Source organism: Roseibium aestuarii, assembly GCF_008477545.1.
GTDB classification, from domain to species: Bacteria; Pseudomonadota; Alphaproteobacteria; order Rhizobiales; family Stappiaceae; genus Roseibium; species Roseibium aestuarii.
Window position 1 is genome coordinate 901,484 of record NZ_VORA01000001.1, and the last position, 16,055, is coordinate 917,538.

At 64.7% G+C, this 16,055-nt stretch carries 15 protein-coding genes; 9 read left to right on the plus strand and 6 right to left on the minus strand.

Going from position 1 to position 16,055, the window contains the following annotated elements:
• Positions 1 to 146: 146 nt before the first annotated feature.
• The 4 genes from FR728_RS03875 to FR728_RS03890 all read right to left on the minus strand — a co-directional run bounded on the left by FR728_RS03875 (position 147) and on the right by FR728_RS03890 (position 5,439).
• A complete protein-coding gene (locus FR728_RS03875) occupies positions 147 to 1,655 on the minus strand; it encodes a succinate CoA transferase (RefSeq protein ID WP_149891306.1) in 1,509 nt (502 codons plus the stop codon).
• 276 nt (positions 1,656 to 1,931) lie between these two features.
• On the minus strand, positions 1,932 to 2,315 hold the full coding sequence (locus FR728_RS03880; RefSeq protein WP_149891307.1) for a hypothetical protein: 384 nt from the start codon (positions 2,313 to 2,315) through the stop codon (positions 1,932 to 1,934).
• 99 nt (positions 2,316 to 2,414) lie between these two features.
• On the minus strand, positions 2,415 to 4,502 hold the full coding sequence (locus FR728_RS03885; protein ID WP_149891308.1) for a S9 family peptidase: 2,088 nt from the start codon (positions 4,500 to 4,502) through the stop codon (positions 2,415 to 2,417).
• 82 nt (positions 4,503 to 4,584) lie between these two features.
• A complete protein-coding gene (locus FR728_RS03890; RefSeq protein ID WP_149891309.1) occupies positions 4,585 to 5,439 on the minus strand; it encodes an NAD(P)H-binding protein in 855 nt (284 codons plus the stop codon).
• 170 nt (positions 5,440 to 5,609) lie between these two features.
• On the opposite strand from FR728_RS03890, the gene FR728_RS03895 reads away from it, so the two are divergent.
• Both FR728_RS03895 and FR728_RS03900 read left to right on the plus strand, forming a co-directional pair.
• Complete coding sequence (locus tag FR728_RS03895; RefSeq protein ID WP_149891310.1) at positions 5,610 to 6,035, plus strand: winged helix-turn-helix transcriptional regulator; 426 nt, start codon at positions 5,610 to 5,612, stop codon at positions 6,033 to 6,035.
• Positions 6,036 to 6,171: 136 nt separating this feature from the next.
• A complete protein-coding gene (locus FR728_RS03900; RefSeq protein ID WP_149891311.1) occupies positions 6,172 to 7,878 on the plus strand; it encodes a methyl-accepting chemotaxis protein in 1,707 nt (568 codons plus the stop codon).
• Between the two features lie 80 nt (positions 7,879 to 7,958).
• On the opposite strand, the gene msrB is transcribed toward FR728_RS03900, so the two are convergent.
• Both msrB and FR728_RS03910 read right to left on the minus strand, forming a co-directional pair.
• On the minus strand, positions 7,959 to 8,366 hold the full coding sequence (gene msrB / locus FR728_RS03905; protein WP_149891312.1) for a peptide-methionine (R)-S-oxide reductase MsrB: 408 nt from the start codon (positions 8,364 to 8,366) through the stop codon (positions 7,959 to 7,961).
• A gap of 148 nt (positions 8,367 to 8,514) precedes the next feature.
• Positions 8,515 to 9,489: a diguanylate cyclase gene (locus FR728_RS03910; protein ID WP_149891313.1), complete on the minus strand. Its 975-nt coding sequence runs from the start codon at positions 9,487 to 9,489 to the stop codon at positions 8,515 to 8,517.
• Positions 9,490 to 9,918: 429 nt separating this feature from the next.
• Here FR728_RS03910 and FR728_RS03915 point away from each other — a divergent pair, with 429 nt between their 5' ends.
• From FR728_RS03915 to mnhG, 7 genes are read left to right on the plus strand one after another with little or no spacing between them, the layout of a single operon-like run.
• A complete protein-coding gene (locus tag FR728_RS03915) occupies positions 9,919 to 12,336 on the plus strand; it encodes a putative monovalent cation/H+ antiporter subunit A (protein WP_149891314.1) in 2,418 nt (805 codons plus the stop codon).
• Positions 12,333 to 12,752, plus strand: a complete 420-nt coding sequence (locus tag FR728_RS03920; RefSeq protein ID WP_149891315.1) for a Na+/H+ antiporter subunit B — start codon at positions 12,333 to 12,335, stop codon at positions 12,750 to 12,752. The genes FR728_RS03915 and FR728_RS03920 overlap by 4 nt, the downstream gene beginning before the upstream one ends.
• Complete coding sequence (locus tag FR728_RS03925) at positions 12,752 to 13,129, plus strand: Na+/H+ antiporter subunit C (RefSeq protein ID WP_149891316.1); 378 nt, start codon at positions 12,752 to 12,754, stop codon at positions 13,127 to 13,129. Before FR728_RS03920 ends, FR728_RS03925 begins: the two co-directional genes overlap by 1 nt.
• 5 nt (positions 13,130 to 13,134) lie before the next feature.
• Positions 13,135 to 14,724 carry a Na+/H+ antiporter subunit D gene (locus FR728_RS03930; RefSeq protein ID WP_149891317.1) on the plus strand — a complete coding sequence of 530 codons (1,590 nt, stop codon included), beginning with the start codon at positions 13,135 to 13,137 and terminating at the stop codon, positions 14,722 to 14,724.
• A 1-nt stretch (position 14,725) separates the two neighbouring features.
• Positions 14,726 to 15,202, plus strand: coding sequence for a Na+/H+ antiporter subunit E (locus FR728_RS03935; protein WP_149891318.1), 477 nt, complete (start codon positions 14,726 to 14,728; stop codon positions 15,200 to 15,202).
• Positions 15,199 to 15,555, plus strand: coding sequence for a cation:proton antiporter (locus FR728_RS03940; RefSeq protein ID WP_149891319.1), 357 nt, complete (start codon positions 15,199 to 15,201; stop codon positions 15,553 to 15,555). Before FR728_RS03935 ends, FR728_RS03940 begins: the two co-directional genes overlap by 4 nt.
• Positions 15,552 to 15,986 (plus strand): monovalent cation/H(+) antiporter subunit G, encoded by a 435-nt coding sequence (mnhG, locus tag FR728_RS03945; RefSeq protein ID WP_149891320.1) that lies wholly within the window; start codon positions 15,552 to 15,554, stop codon positions 15,984 to 15,986. Before FR728_RS03940 ends, mnhG begins: the two co-directional genes overlap by 4 nt.
• Positions 15,987 to 16,055: the final 69 nt, after the last annotated feature.

Consider the following 16,055-nt stretch of genomic DNA (forward strand, 5'->3'; position numbering starts at 1 on the left):
CCACCGTCGTCATCCTTGACCCGGGATCGGTGAGCCGGAGGCCTCTCGGCTCAACCCGAAGGGCCTCGGCTCTCCGCGGCCGCTTGCTCAGGGGCGGCACTCGTGGGTCCGCTTGAGGAGAGCGCCCACTGCGCGCCCACTATGCGTCAGATCTCCGTGGTGAAGGCCCGGCGCATGTCGCCATGATCGCGGGCGGCCACGTGCCAGGAAAAGGCCTCTTCCAGCACATGCGGGGTCTGTCCGCCGCGCGTGAGCGCCCGGTCGTGGTAGTCGGCCAGCACATCCCGATAGGTCGGGTGAACGCAATTGGCGATGATCTTCTGCGCTCGCTCGCGCGGGGCGAGACCCCGCAGGTCGGCCAGGCCGCATTCGGTCACCACCACATCCACGTCATGTTCCGTATGGTCCACATGGGCGACCATCGGCACGACGGAGGAGATCGCCCCGCCCTTGGCCAGCGACTTGGTCACGAAGATCGACATGTAGCCATTGCGGGCGAAGTCGCCCGATCCGCCGATGCCGTTCATCATGTGGGTGCCGTTCACATGGGTGGAGTTGATGTTGCCATAGATGTCGAACTCCAGCGCCGTGTTGATGGCGATGATCCCGAGACGGCGCACCACTTCCGGATGATTGCTCACCTCCTGCGGCCGCAGGATCAGGCGGGACTTGTAGTCGCCGATGCGGGGGAAAATGTCTCGCGACTTCTCCGCCGACAGGGTGATCGACGAGCCGGAGGCAAAGACCAGCTTTCCGGCGTCCATCAGGTCGAAGGTGGAATCCTGCAGCACCTCCGAATACATCTTCAGGTCATGGAAAGGCGTGTCGATGAAGCCGTGCAACACCGCATTTGCAATGGTGCCGATGCCCGCCTGCAGCGGCAGAAGCTGGTTGGTCAGCCGGCCCCTGGCGATTTCCCCCAGGAAGAACTCGGTCAGATGCTCGGAGATCGCGCGGGTCTCCTCGTCAGGCGGCAACACGGTCGACGAGCTGTCCTGCTTGTCGCTGAGCACGATGGCGGCGATCTTCTCCGCCGGAATGTCGATATAGGGCAGGCCCACCCGGCTTTCCGGGCTCACCACCGGGATCGGCATGCGGCTCGGCCGGTGCGAGGGGATGTAGATGTCGTGCAGACCTTCCAGCATGGCCGACTGGGAGGTGTTGATCTCGATGATCACCTTCTCCGCCAGGATGGCGAAACTGGCCGAATTGCCGACGGAGGTGGTGGGCACGATGCCGCCGCTTTCGGTGATGGCCACCGCTTCCACGACGGCCACGTCCACCGGCGGGATCTGGCGGGTGCGCAGCAGCTCCACCGTTTCCGAAAGGTGCTGGTCGATGAACATGACCTCGCCGGCATTGATCGCCTTGCGCAGGCCCGGGTCCGACTGGAACGGCATGCGGCGGGCCAGAACATGGGCCTTGGCGAGCGTCTGGTCCAGATCGTTGCCGAGAGAGGCGCCGGTGATCAGGGTGATGCTGAGGGGATCGCGCAGCGCGCGCTCGGCCAGCGCCAGCGGCACGGCCTTGGCTTCTCCGGCGCGGGTGAAGCCGCTCATCCCGACGGTCATTCCGTCCTTGATATGGGCAGCGGCCGTCGCGGCATCCACCACCCGGTTCCTGAGATCCGGGCGTCTGATCCGGTCTTCCAGCATGATCTCTCCTTCGTCGCGTTTCCTCGTGCTCTCCTTCTGACGGACTCCGGCAGGGGCCCGGGGAGAGTCTGGCTCAGACCGGCAGGGGAGGGCTTGCGCGGCCCCGTGCAAGGGCGCGGCGCAGGACTTCACGGACAAGGGCAGGGAAATGCGTCAGACCGTTTCCGCCAGCAGGCGCGGGCAGACTATCCGCAACCGGCACAAAGCAGATTGCCCGCCACCGCATGACGGGGTGTCGAGGCATGCGGGAAACGCGGGGGTGTTCCGGGCTCGGCCTCAGAACGGATCGCAGCGGCGATAGACCTGCTGGGTCACATATTGGGTCATGCCGGTCAGATAGGCTTCGCATTCCTGGCGGGTCTCGAAGCACCCCGCGTCGGAGACCGGATAGCTCTTGTCGAAATCATACTTGCGACCGCCAACGATCCCCTTCCAGCCCGTGGCATGGCTCTGACGGAAGGTGGCGCACTGGTGTGGCGTGCCCCAGGTGGTGGGGATGGTGCGCCCGGCATAAGGGGTCGGGGCGAAGAGAACCGTCTCGGCGACCCCTTCGACGCTGGTCTGCTGGCAGGCCGCGAGCGACAGGGCGACAGCGATCAGGGCGGTCATCCGTCCGCCTGCGCGGCAAAGGCGCGAGCCATTGGAAATCTGTGAGCGCATGTCAGTCGTCCTCGCGGTTGGGGTTGGCCGCGCGAGAGGTCGCGCGGCCGCTTGTCATTCAGGCGTGCGGTGCGGGCCGCGAAGCCTGCGCCTTGCCGGCTAGGCCTTGCCCGTCACCATCAGGGCAAAGGCCTGCACCAGGGCCACTTCCTTCAGCCGGTCAAATCGGCCGGAAGCGCCGCCGTGGCCGGCTTCCATGTTGGTCTTCAGCATCAGCAGGCTGTCGCCGGTCTTCGTGGCGCGCAGCTTGGCCACCCACTTGGCCGGTTCCCAGTAGGTCACCCGCGGGTCGGTCAGACCGCCCACCGCGAGGATCGCCGGATAGGCTTTGGCCTCCACGTTATCGTAGGGCGAGTAGCTGGCGATATAGTCATAGGCCGACTTGTCGGCGATCGGGTTGCCCCATTCCGGCCATTCCGGCGGGGTCAGCGGCAGGGTATCGTCCAGCATGGTCGACAGAACGTCGACGAAGGGCACTTCCGCGATGATGCCGCCGAAGGCTTCCGGCGCCATGTTGGAGACCGCGCCCATCAGCATGCCGCCGGCGGAGCCGCCCTGGGCCACGATCTTCTCGTGGCTGGTGAAGCCCTCCGCCACCAGATGCTTAGCGGCCGCGATGAAGTCGGTGAAGGTGTTGGTCTTGTGCTCGCGCCGGCCCTGCTTGTACCAGCGGAACCCCTTGTCCTTGCCGCCGCGAATATGGGCGATGGCATAGACGAAGCCGCGATCCACCAGGCTCAGGCAGTTGGTGTTGAAGCTCGCCGGAATGGAGATGCCGTAGGAGCCATAGCCATAGAGCAGGCAGGGGGCGCTCCCGTCGAGGGGCGTGTCCTTGTGATAGAGGATCGAGACCGGCACGGTCTCGCCATCGTCGGCCTTGGCCAGCAGGCGGCGGGTGACATAGTCGTCCGGGTTGTGGCCGGACGGCACTTCCTGCTCCTTGCGCAGGCTCCGCTCGCGGGTCTCCACGTCATAGTCATAGACCCGGCTCGGGGTCGTCATGGACGAATAGGAGAAGCGGATCTCGGTGGTGTCGAACTCGTAACCACCCGACAGGCCGAGCGAATAGGCTTCCTCGTCAAAGGCGATGGAATGCTCGATCCCGTCGACCAGACGGCGGATGACGATGCGCGGCAGGCTGTTTTCCCGCTCCAGCCGCACCATGAACGTCTTGAAGACTTCATGGCTGAGGATCAGGCAGCCCGGCTTGTGGGCGACGAGATCCCGCCAGTTGTCCCGGCCGGGCGCGGATTTGGGCGCCGTGACGATCTTGAAGTCTTCCGCATCGTCCGCGTTGGTGAGGATGTAGAGCGTGTCGCCATTGTCCTCGACGGAATATTCGATGCCGGTCTCGCGCGGCGCGATAAGCACGGGAGCGTCCAGCGGCCGGTCGGCCGAGATCATCCAGACTTCCGAGGTCTCGTGGTCGTGGATGTCGATGAGGATCGTGTCGCCGGACTGGGTGCGGCCGACGCCCATGAAGAAGCCCGGGTCCTTTTCCTCGTAGATCAGCACGTCGCTAGCCGGGTCGGTGCCGATCTCGTGGCGGAAGAGTTTCGAGGGCCGGTGATTGTCGTCGAGGCGCACGTAGAAGAGGTGCTTGCCGTCGCGGGTGAAGACGCCGCCACCGGCCGTGTCCTCGATCACCACATCCCGGTCGGTGCCCGTGGCCACATCCCGGAAGCGCAGGGAGTAATATTCAGAGCCCTTGTCGTCATAGGCCCAGGCGAGCAGGGCGTGATCGTCCGAATGAGAGGCCGAGCCGAACTTGAAATAGGCCTTGCCCTCGGCTTCCTTGTCGCCGTCGAGCAGCACGATCTCGTCGCCGCCGTCCCGGTTGGTGCGGATATATTTCGGATGCTGGCCGCCGGTCACGTACTTGATGCCATAGGCATAGGCGCCGTCCTTCATCGGCACCGAGCTGTCGTCTTCCTTGATGCGTCCGCGCATCTCGGCAAACAGCGAGTCCTGCAGCGCCTTGGTCGGGGCCATGACGGCTTCCTGATAGGCGTTCTCCGCATCCAGATAGGCCTCGATGTCGTCGGCAAGGGCCGCGCGGCCGTCGCGCATGACCTCCTGCCAGTTGTCGGCCCGCAGCCAGGCGTAATCGTCCTGGCGCTGGATGCCGTGGGCCTCGAGGGTGAGGGGGCGCGCTTCGGCGCGGGGGGGAAGGGGCGTGTTCGTCATGATCAAGGAGGTAGGTTTTTTGTCGCCTTTAGGCAAGGGCGACATTGGGAGGGACGCGCTTTGGCACGCCCCTCCCGTTGCATCAGGCCGAAGCCAGAATTTCGGCCACCAGCGCGCTCAAGGGGCGCGTCTTGTGACCGATCAGGGCCTCCAGCTGATCCGGGGAGCCTTCCAGCGCGCCGCCCGCGGCAGCAAGATCGCTGTCGGCCAGCACCTCGGCAAAGCCTTCCGGCAGGCCCGCATCCTTGAGCACCTGCGCATAGGCCGCGCCGGGCAGGTTGTGGAAGGGAATGTCGCGGCCGGTCTGGCGCGACAGTTCGGCGGCCAGATCGCCAAGGGTGAAGGCGGGGCCGCCCGCCAGCTCATAGGTGCGGGTCGACAGGTCGTCTCCGCTCACCACGGCGGCGGCGGCCTCCGCATAGTCGGCGCGCCCGGCGGCCGAAATCCTGCCCTCGCCGGCCGCGCCCACAACGGCCCCATGGGCCAGCGCGCCGCCGATCGATCCGGCGAAGTTCTCCAGATACCAGCCGTTGCGCAGCAGGGCGTGGGCAATGCCCGCCTCGGCCAGAAGCGCCTCGGTCGCCTTGTGCTCTTCCGCAAGGATCATCGGCGAGCTGTCTGCATGCAGCAGGCTGGAATAGGCGATGAACCGGACCCCGGCGGCCTTCGCGGCCGAGATGACGGCGGCGTGCTGGACGGTCCGCTTGCCGATTTCGGAACCGGAGATCAGCAGCAGCCGGTCCACGCCCTCAAGCGCGGCCGACAGCGTTTCCGGCCGGTCATAGTCCGCCTCGACCACGCTGACGGTGGCGGAGGCGAGGTCACTGGCCTTTTCGGGGGAGCGCACGAGGGCGCGGATGTCGGTGACACCCTTTTCCGCCAGGCTCTTGAGGACGAGACGGCCGAGCTGGCCATTGGCGCCGGTGATGGCAATCATGAGACATTTCCTTGTCTTCAGGCTTCGATGAATGACATATGGCTTGAAAACTTTCGTTTGGTAAGTACATACAAAAAGGTTAGTTTTGAGATGCCGTTTTGCCTTGGCGCGGGACGGCAGGAGACGGAAGGACACGACATCCGCCAGATCGCACGGCAGGAGGCTTCGACATGGAAGACGCAGATGTGAAGGAACGGCCGGTTGCCGCCATCGAGGGCTCGCTCTCCGATCTCGTGCGCCGCGGCGAGCCGCTGGACCAGAACTGTCCGTCGCGGGAAATCCTGCGTCATCTCACCAGCCGCTGGGGCGTTCTGGTGCTCATGGCCCTGGAAGAGGGCTCCATGCGCTTCTCGGATCTGCGCCGTCGTGTCGATGGGGTCAGCGAGAAGATGCTCGCCCAGACGCTTCAGACGCTGGAGGCAGACGGGATCCTCGACCGCCATTCACGTCCCGTCGTTCCGCCCCATGTGGACTACACCCTGACGCCCTTGGGACGCGAAGCCGCCCACCAGGTGCGCGTCTTTGCCGATTGGGTGGCCGACAATACAGGCCGCATCCTCCAGGCGCGCGCGAAACGGGCTGAGCTTCAGGACTAGAAAAATCTGTCTTTCGGAAGCGTATGTCGAGGCATTGCAAGTTTTTACACTTGTCTTAACTGACTAGTATGTCGATTAAGTTCGAATAAACTTAAGGTCAATAGTCTGCGATTCGGTCAATCGGAGGATTTGCCCGGTGAAGAATCTCAGAATTTCCGCAAAGTTGCTCTTTGTCTTTCTTGTCATCATCGGATTTACGTCGGCGCTGGCGGTCGGGTCCTTCCTGGCAACCGACCGGCTGGGCGCACTCGGCGAGACCGTCGGGGCAGAGCTTGCGCCGCTCGGCGATGCGGCCATGGAAATCAAGCTGACGGCGACAACGGCTCATCTGAAATTCGAGGAGATCATGTCCGGCGACACCGGCGAGGACATCAACGAAGTCTGGACCCTTCTCGACGAGGCGCAATTCTACATCAAGGCCATCCAGAGCGGCGGGACGAACGATGAAGGCACCTTTGTCGCCTCCCGGTCGCCGGAGGTCCAGGACATCATGAAGAAGGTACAGGCGTCGCTCGATGCCTTCCTCGCCTCCGCCCAGGAGCGCCATGCCGGGCTCGATCAGGCATCGGACGGGTCACAAGCGGCCGGATCCAGCGCCGACGTGGTCTTCGATGCTGCTTTCGACAGCTTCATTTCACTGGCCGATGAGGCCGAAGAAGTCATCCACGACGACATGGCCGAAGGCCTGCGCGAATTGCAGGACACCCGGGACCTCATCAACAAGATGCAGTCGGCTGGCGCGGCTCTCGTGATTCTTGTCTGCATCGGCGGATGGTTCTATTTCCGCCGTCAGATCGCGGTCCGGGCGGCCATTCTGTCCGGCGCGGCACGGGAACTGGCCGCGGGCAACACCAGTGCCCGCCTGCCGGAATGGACCTCCAGGGACGAGCTCGGAGACCTGAAGGATGCCCTGGAAGGCTTCCGCCGGTCCCTGCGGGAGCAGGAAAAGCTGAGCCGGGACATGGCGGCCAAGGACGAGGAGGCAAAATCCGAGAGGATCCGCGTGCTGCGCGAGATCTCGCAGGACCTGCGCCAGACGACCTCCGGCAGTTTCGAGGCGCTCGACCGGGCGTCCCGCGATCTCGAGCAGGTCATCGGCTCCATGAGCGAGGCGGCGGATCAGTCCCAGCGGCTGGTCGAGGCCACGGTCGGCGCCTCCGATGATGCTTCCAGCAACGTGGAGACCGTGGCGGCGGCGGCCGAAGAGCTGAGTGCCTCCATCGGCGAGATCAACCGGCAGGTCGACACCACGGCCAATGTGGTGGGGGCGGCCGCCGGCCAGACCCGAGAGACCAGCGAGAAGATCACGTCGCTCGCCGGCGCGGTCGGGCGCATCGGCGAGGTGGTCACCCTCATTCAGGAAATTGCCGAGCAGACCAATCTTCTCGCCCTCAACGCGACCATAGAGGCGGCACGGGCCGGGGAGATGGGCAAGGGCTTCGCCGTTGTCGCGGCCGAGGTCAAGGAGCTGGCGAACCAGACCGCCAAGGCCACCGACGAGATCGGCGGTCATATCACCGCGATCCAGACCCAGACCGACGAGGCGGTGGAGGCCATCGAAAAGATCCTCTCCACCATGGCGACCATCGACACCAACACCTCGGCCATCGCCTCGGCCGTGACCGAGCAGGGGGCTGCGACCGGAGAAATTGCCTCCAACGCCCAGAACACCTCCCGTCAGACCCGTCAGGTCTCCAGCAACATGCAGGACATGGCCCGCTCCATCGAGAGCGTGGCGCAGAGCACCGGCCGGGTGCGCCACTCCTCGCAGGACGTGGCAGATCAGTCCCGCTCCCTGCGCGAGGCCATGAACAGCTTCCTCGAACGCCTGAACGCGGCCTGAGCGCGGCCTGAGGGCCGCCAGAGAGTGACCTCACACAAAAAGAGAGCGCCGGTTCGGCGCTCTCGATCTTCTGGCGTCTTTCAGTCTTCCGGCGTGAAGGTCATCGCCGTGCCATTGAGGCAATAGCGCAGGCCCGTGGGCGGCGGGCCGTCCGGGAAGACGTGGCCCAGATGCGCATCACAGCTGGAGCAGCGGATCTCGGTCCGCACCATGCCGTGGCTCCGGTCAACGATCTCGGTGATCGCGTCCGGCGACGCGGCCTTGAAGAAGCTCGGCCAGCCGCAGCCCGCGTCGAATTTCGTGTCGGACAGGAAAAGATGCTGGCCGCAGCACACGCAGTCATAGCGGCCGTGGTCGAAACTGTCCCAGTAGGGGCCGGTGAAGGGCCGCTCCGTGCCCGACCGGCGGGTCACGTGGAATTGTTCGGGCGTCAGCTGCTCCTGCCATTCCGCGTCGGACTTGCGCAGCTTGGGGGACGTGTCGCTCATGGCCATCTCCTGGGGTTTGCGGCGCCTGCGCGAAGGTCAGGCCCGGGTCAGGCCCCTAGATAGGCACGGGCGCGCAGGTCGGCAAGAGAGCGTTGCGCGACGGGAAATCAATCGGGTGTGAGGGGAGGCGGCAGAGCGGACCCGGCGCTTACGGATCGGTCTCGCGGATGATCAGCCGCGAGAATTCCACCCGGTTCCGGCCGCCCATCTTGGCCTTGTAGAGCGCCTGATCGGCGCAACTGATCAGGCTTTCCTTGGTGCTGTGGGTGGCGCTGTTCAGGCAGAGCGCGGTGGCAACCCCCACCGACAAGGTCAGAACCCGGCCGTGCGCCTCGTTCATCTCGTTGGGGATCTTCAGGTCCTGAAGGGCAAGGCGGATGTATTCGGCCAGGGTCTGGGCCCCGTCCTCATGGGTGCGCGGCAGGATGACGGCCAGTTCTTCCCCGCCGTAGCGGGCCACCAGATCGGCCGGGCGCCGCGCCGTGGAGCGCAGGATGTCGCCCACCGCCCTCAGGCATTCGTCGCCCACCTGATGGCCATAGCTGTCATTGACCGACTTGAAATAGTCGAGATCGATGACGAGCAGGCTCAGATGGCTTTTCTCGCGCCGGGCAATCGCCCATTCCTTCTCGAGCATCTCGTCGAAGCTGCGCCGGTTGGCAAGCCCTGTCAGCCCGTCGGTGCGCGCCAAAGCTTCCAGATCTTCCTTGAGCTTCATGCGCTGGGAAATGTCGCGCATGTTGATGACGATCCCGTTGGGATTGCCCTGCGCATCGACAAGGCGATGGGCCGCCCCTTCCACCCAGAGGATGGATCCGTCCTTCCGGTAGACCCGGAACGCGGACATGCTGCGCTCCGTCCTCCCGCTCTGCAAGGCCTCGGCCTTTCCGAGGATCCGGTCCCGGTCGTCCTCGTGCAGAAGCTCGGTGAAATGCAGGTACAACTCCTCTGCCGACCACCCCAGAACCGGACGGGCCGAAGGAGAAACGTAAATCAGATCATTGTCCGGGCCGACTTGCATCACTACATCGGAAGAACACTCGGTTAGAGCCTTGTAGTCGACTTCAGGTTTTGTCCGGGCGGTTGCCATCAAGGCACCTCTGATTGCAGGATCGTGTGGCATGTGTCCCTCGGGTTCACTGCAAGTGTGAGAGTGAAAAACGTTTCCAAGAGGTAACGACAAAGACGGAAAGAGCACTATTTCAGCTGTTTCCTAGTAGAAGTGCTTAGAGCCCGGGGAGGGGTTTCATGGCGGCTCGGGGAGAGATCTCCACCTGGCGAAGTTCATCTGTCCTAAAGCGAAGAGGGCAGTTGTTTTGCAGTGCGGTAGAAAAAGCGCATGGTCAGTTATGCGCTTCATTTTGTCACGGGCGCGCTTTGTCGGTCCCAAGACTGGATCACTCAACAAGAGTGATGCGGAAAGGGTTTCCTAACTCTTCTTCCCTTATCAATCATTCTAATTATTCCTGTCGCGAAACCTTGATGCGAGGTCGGCGCGGCCGCCGACATGCCTGCCTGACGCCCTTCCAGCCCGCAAAGTGACCGAGCCCGAATGACGCCTGCATCGACCGACCTGACCATCCTGGCCCTTCTGTCGCCTTTCGCCGCCGCCGCCATTGCCCCCGTGCTGACCCGATATCTGAAGCACAACGCGGCCTGGCTCCTGGCCGTGGTTCCGGCGCTGATCTTCCTCCAGTTCGCGACCATGATCGGACCGGTGTCCGAAGGCGCGAAGATCCTGCCCGCCCTGCACTGGGTTCCGAGCTACGGGGTGGATCTTTCCTATCTGATCGACGGTCTCGCCCTGACGTTTGCCCTGCTGATCTCCGGCATCGGCACCTTCATCATCCTCTATGCCGGCGGCTATCTGAAGGGGCACCCCCAGCAGGGCCGCTTCTTCTCGTTCCTCTTCCTCTTCATGGGGGCGATGCTGGGCGTGGTGACGGCCGACAACCTGATCACCCTCTTCATCTACTGGGAGCTTACCTCGATCACCTCCTTCCTGCTGATCGGCTTCGACCATCTGCGCGCCGCCTCGCGCCGGGCCGCCCTGCAGGCACTGGTGGTGACCGGCGGGGGTGGACTGGCCCTGCTTGCCGGCTTCGTCACCATCATCACCGTCACGGGCCACATGTCCCTGACCGAGCTGCTCTCCGATCCGGAAGCCCTGCGCGGCAGCGAGTTCTATCTGCCGATCTTCCTTCTGGTGCTTGGCGGTGCCTTCACCAAGTCGGCCCAGTTCCCCTTCCATTTCTGGCTGCCCAACGCCATGGAGGCGCCGACCCCGGTCTCCGCCTTCCTTCACTCCGCAACCATGGTGAAGGCCGGTGTCTATCTGCTCATGCGCCTGCATCCGGTGCTGGGGGATACGGAGCTCTGGACCACGGTGCTGCCGCTCTTCGGCGGCGCGACCCTGCTGGTCGGCACCATCCTCGGCATGCGCCAGACCGACCTGAAGCTGATGCTCGCCTATACGACGGTGGCCTCCCTCGGTCTGCTCGTCATGCTCACCGGCACCAGTGTCAACAAGGCGCTGGAAGGCGCGGTGCTCTATCTTCTGGCCCATTCCCTGTTCAAGGGCGCGCTCTTCATGGTCGCCGGCACCATCGACCACGAGGCCGGCACCCGCGACATCACCAGGCTCGGCGGGCTTCGCGGCGCCATGCCCGTGACCTTTGTCGCGGCCAGCCTCGCGGCCCTCTCCATGTGCGGCCTGCCGCCCTTCATCGGCTTCATCGCCAAGGAAATCCTCTACGAGGGAACGCTTGAGGTGGGCAGCGGCCTGGTCGTGACGGCCGTCGCCGTCCTTGGCAACGCACTGATGTTCGCCATCGCCGCCGCCGTGGTGCTCAAGCCCTTCTTCGGCCCCAAGGTCGAGACCCCGAAACACGCCCATGAAGGCCCGGTGCTGCTCTTTGCCGGACCGGTTGCCCTGTCGGTGACCGGTCTTGTGGCCGCCCTTCTGGCCCACACCACAGGCGAGCTCTTCGTCGCGCCGACCCTGTCCTCCCTGCTGGGCGAGGCCGCCCATGTCGAGCTGCACCTGGTCCCGGCCCATGTCGGCATGCCCCTGCTGCTGTCGCTTGTGACCGTGGCGCTGGGCGTCGGGTTCTATCTCTCGCTGGCCCGGGTGCGCGGCGCCATTGCCGGTGCGCTCACCGCCATCGGCTGGGGCCCAGACAAGGGCTTCGACCAGTTCGTCGCCGGTCTGGTGATGATCGCGACCGCCGTGACCCGCGGCGTCCAGCGCGGCCGCATGCAGACCTACATGACGGCCGTCTTCGCCATCACCGCGCTCAGCCTGCTGCTGCCGCTGGCCCTTGCCGACGGCCTGCCCGAGATGCCGTCCTTCCCCGAGTTCCGGTTCTACGAGTGGGGCATTTTCGCCATCGCCGTGGTGGGGCTGGCTGCCGTGCTGACGGCGGCCAACAGGCTCACCGCCATCGTCTCGCTCGGCATCCAGGGCTTTGCGGTCGCGCTGATCTTCATGCTCTTCGGCGCCCCCGACCTGTCCTTCACCCAGTTCATGGTGGAGACCCTGTCGGTGGTGATCCTCGCCCTCGTGATGACCCGCCTCGACCTGACGCCCGCCGATCACCGTCCCTTTGCCGCCAAGGTGGCGACGGCGATCATCGCGTCTGCCGTCGGCGCCGGATTCATGCTGACGCTCATGTCGATCACCCAGCGGCCCTTCGACACGCGGCTCTCCGAGTTCTTCGCCGAATATTCGCGGGTGATCGCCCACGGCCGCAACATCGTGAACGTGATCATCGTCGACTTCCGCGGCTTCGATACGCTCGGCGAGATCGCCGTGGTCGTGCTGACCGGGCTTTGCGTCCTGGCCCTGATCCGCGTGCGCACCCGCACCACCTCCGAGTTTGACGACGGGGCAGGGGAGGAGGCGCTCGCCAAGCCGCAGGACCTGTCCAATCGCGCCGTTCACGCTCCGGTTCTGGAGGCCAAGGGATGAACACCATCATCTTCCGCACCATCGCGCCCTATCTCGCCGCGCTGATGATCCTGTTCTCGATCTTTGTGCTGCTGCGCGGCCACAATGAGCCCGGTGGCGGCTTCATCGGCGGGCTGATCGCGGCCTCGGCGCTGGCGATCTACGGCATTGCCTGCGGTGTCACCTCGGTGCGCCGGGCCATCCGCGTACACCCCATGAGCCTTGCCGCCTTCGGCCTCTTCATCGCCGCCCTGGCCGGTCTGCCGTCCCTGGTCCTGAAGCAGTCCTACATGACGACCCAGTTCGTGGAGCTTCATGCCTTCGGCACGCAAATCGACCTGCTGACCCCGATGCTCTTCGACCTGGGCGTCTATTTCGTCGTGGTGGGGGCCATCTCCTCCATTGCGCTGGCGCTGGAAGAAAGGGAGAGCGACTGATGGAAACCGGCCTCTCCGTCCTGATCGGGCTGTTCTTCGCGGTCTCGGTCTATCTGATGCTGTCACGGCATCTGGTGCGCATCCTGCTCGGCATCGCCATCCTCGGCAATGCGGTCAATCTGCTCATTTTCACCGCCGGTCGCCTGACCCGCGAGGTGCCGCCGCTCATCCCTGAGCACCTCTACACGCTGGTGACCGAGACGGCCAATCCGCTGCCTCAGGCCCTCGTGCTGACGGCCATCGTGATTTCCTTCTCCTTCTTCGCCTTCCTCCTGGTGCTGGCCTTCCGCGCCTATCAGGAGCTGGGGACCGATGACGCCAACGAGATGCGCGTCGCCGAGCCCGAGGACGACCCGCTGCCGCCCCAGGGATACTGACACACATGGCCGGATCCAACGCACCTCACGTCGACCTTTCCCAGGCCATGACCACGGCGCCGGTCTCGGCTGCCGACTGGCTGATCGTCGCGCCCTCCATCATCACCATCCTGGGCGGCACCATCGCCCTGATGGCGCGCAAGAACACCGATGCCCAGCCCAAGGTGGCCATGCTCTTCCTCACCCTGCTGGTCGGCGCCAATGGCGCGCTGCTCCTGCATGTGCTGCAGAAGGGCGTCGTCACCATGGTGATGGGCAACTGGCTGCCGCCCTTCGGCATTGCCTTTACCGCCGATGCGCTGGGCGCGAGCCTGTCGCTCATTGCCTCGATCGTGGCCTGGTGCGCCGGGCTCTACGGGGCCGTCACCATCGACGGCACGGGACGGCGCTACGGCTTCTATCCCTTCCTGCTCCTGCTGATGACCGGGGTGAGCGGGGCGTTCCTCACCGGCGACATCTTCAACCTCTATGTCTGGTTCGAGGTGCTGCTGATCTCGTCCTACGGGCTTCTGGTGCTAGGCAATGACCGCATCCAGCTCGACGGCACGGTGAAATACGGCATCCTCAACCTGATCGGCACGAACCTGTTCCTGATCGCCACCGGCCTGCTCTACGGCCACTTCGGCACCCTGAACATGGCCGATATCGCCATGAAGATGCGGGAACTCGAGGCTGGCGGCAGCGTCGGCCCGCTGGCGGCGGTCGCCGCGCTCTATTTCCTTGCCTTCGCCATGAAGGCGGCGGCCTTCCCGGTCAACTTCTGGCTGCCGGCCTCCTATCACACGCCGAATGTGGCGGTATCGGCGGTCTTTGCCGGTCTGCTGACCAAGGTCGGCGTCTATGCGCTGATCCGCGTCTTCGTGCTGATCATGCCTGGAGCGCGCGACTATTTCGCCGATCTGATTGCCGTCGTCGCCATCCTGACCATGATCACCGGCGGGCTTGGGGCCCTTGCCCAGGCGGAGGTGCGCCGCGTCTTCGGCTATCTGGTCATCGTCGGTATCGGCGCCATGCTGGCCGGCATCGCAGTGGGCTCCCTCCAGGGCGTGGCGGGCGCGATCTTCTACGCCATCCACTCGATCATCGTCATGACGGCGCTCTATCTGGCCGCCGGCATCATGCAGCTGATGGGGGGCTCCACGGCCCTGCGCAAGCTGGGCGGCCTCTACGGCGCCAACCCCTATTTCGCCGGTGTCTTCCTCGTCCTCGGCTTTGCCGTGGCGGGCCTGCCGCCCTTCTCGGGCTTCTGGCCGAAGCTGATGCTGGTCGAGGCTTCCATCGACGCCGGCCGCACCTGGGTTGCCTTCGCCATTCTGGCCTCCGGCTTCCTCACGACCCTCGCCATCGGCCGGGTCTGGATCTACAGCTTCTGGCGCGGTGGTCCGGAAGGGGTCGCGGATGGCTGTGCGCCGATCCGTCTGGCGCCTGCCGCCGAACTCTCCAGCCCCGCCCTGTGGGTGCCGCTGCTCCTGCTCACCGGTCTGGTGATCTATCTGGGCCTTCAGCCCGAAGCGCTGCTCCAGCTTGTGCAGCGCGGCGCCGAAGGGGTGATCGATCCCTCCGCCTATATCCGTTCCGTTTTCGGGGAGCCGTGACATGACCTCCTTGTTCCTGATCAACATCCTCATGGCGCTTGCATGGGCGCTGGTGACCGGCAGCTTCTCCGAGATCAACCTGGCCTTCGGCTTCCTGCTGTCGACCTTTGCCCTCTACCTGATCCGCGAGCAGGTGGGCACCGCGCAGTATTTCAAGAAGGCCGGCCAGGCGCTGAGCCTGATGCTGCTCTTCGTCTACGAGCTCGTCCTGTCCGCCTGGCGGGTTGCGCTGATCGTCATTCGCCCGAAGATGAACCTCAACCCGGGGTTCATCGCCTATCCGCTCACCGTGGACCGGGATTTCGAAATCACCATGCTGGCCAACCTGATCACCCTGACCCCGGGCACCCTGTCGGTCGACGTGTCCGATGACCGCAAGACCCTTTACGTCCACTGCCTGGACGTGCCGGATCCGCAGGAAACTATCGACTCCATCAAGAATGGCTTCGAACGCAAGATCCTGGAGGTGTTCCGATGAGCGGCATGGAAAGTTTCGCGAGCCTGTTCCTCGTCGTCTGCACCCGGGCGGCCCTGATCATCCTGACGATCTCCTTCCTGCTGATCGTCGTGCGAATCGTTCGCGGTCCGACCCTGCCGGACCGGGTGGTGGCCCTCGACATGCTGGTGGCCGTGGGCATCGGCTTCATCGCGGCGATCGGCGTCCTGACCGACTACTATCTCTATATCGACATCGCCCTGACGCTGGGTCTCGTCGGCTTCCTCGCCACCGTGGCCTTCGCGCGCTTCGTCTACAATCGCGGTACGGCGGGCGACAAGAGCATCCTGAAGGAAGTGGGCGAAAGCATCGCCCGCAGAAAGGCCGGACAATGAGCGCTCTTTACGACATCATCGTCGGCCTGATGCTTCTGGTTGGCGCGCTCTTCGCGCTCGCCGGGGCGGTCGGCGTGCTGCGCTTCCCCGACGTCTTCATGCGCTCGCATGCGGCCTCCAAGGCGGGCACGCTGGGCTCCGGCCTGATGCTGCTGGCTCTTGCCGCCTACGCGCACGAGCTGGACGTGGTGACCCGCGCCGTGGCCGGGGTGATCTTCTTCCTGCTGACCGCACCGGTCTCCGCGCATCTGCTGGCGCGTGCGGCCTATATGGCAGGCTATCGTCCGAGCGCGATCACCCGCATCGATGCGCTGGAAGACGTGGTGCGACCGGGCAAGCGCGCCTCCGGCGGGGCAGGGGGGAACCCGGCCTCCGGCAAGCCGGCAAAAGCAAAGACGGCAAAGGGCAAGGGAACCCCCAAGACCCGCTAGGCTCAGGTGGGTCCGGCTCCTACCAGACCCTTTCCACGTCTCCAGACGCGGTGAAAACCCCGGTATTTA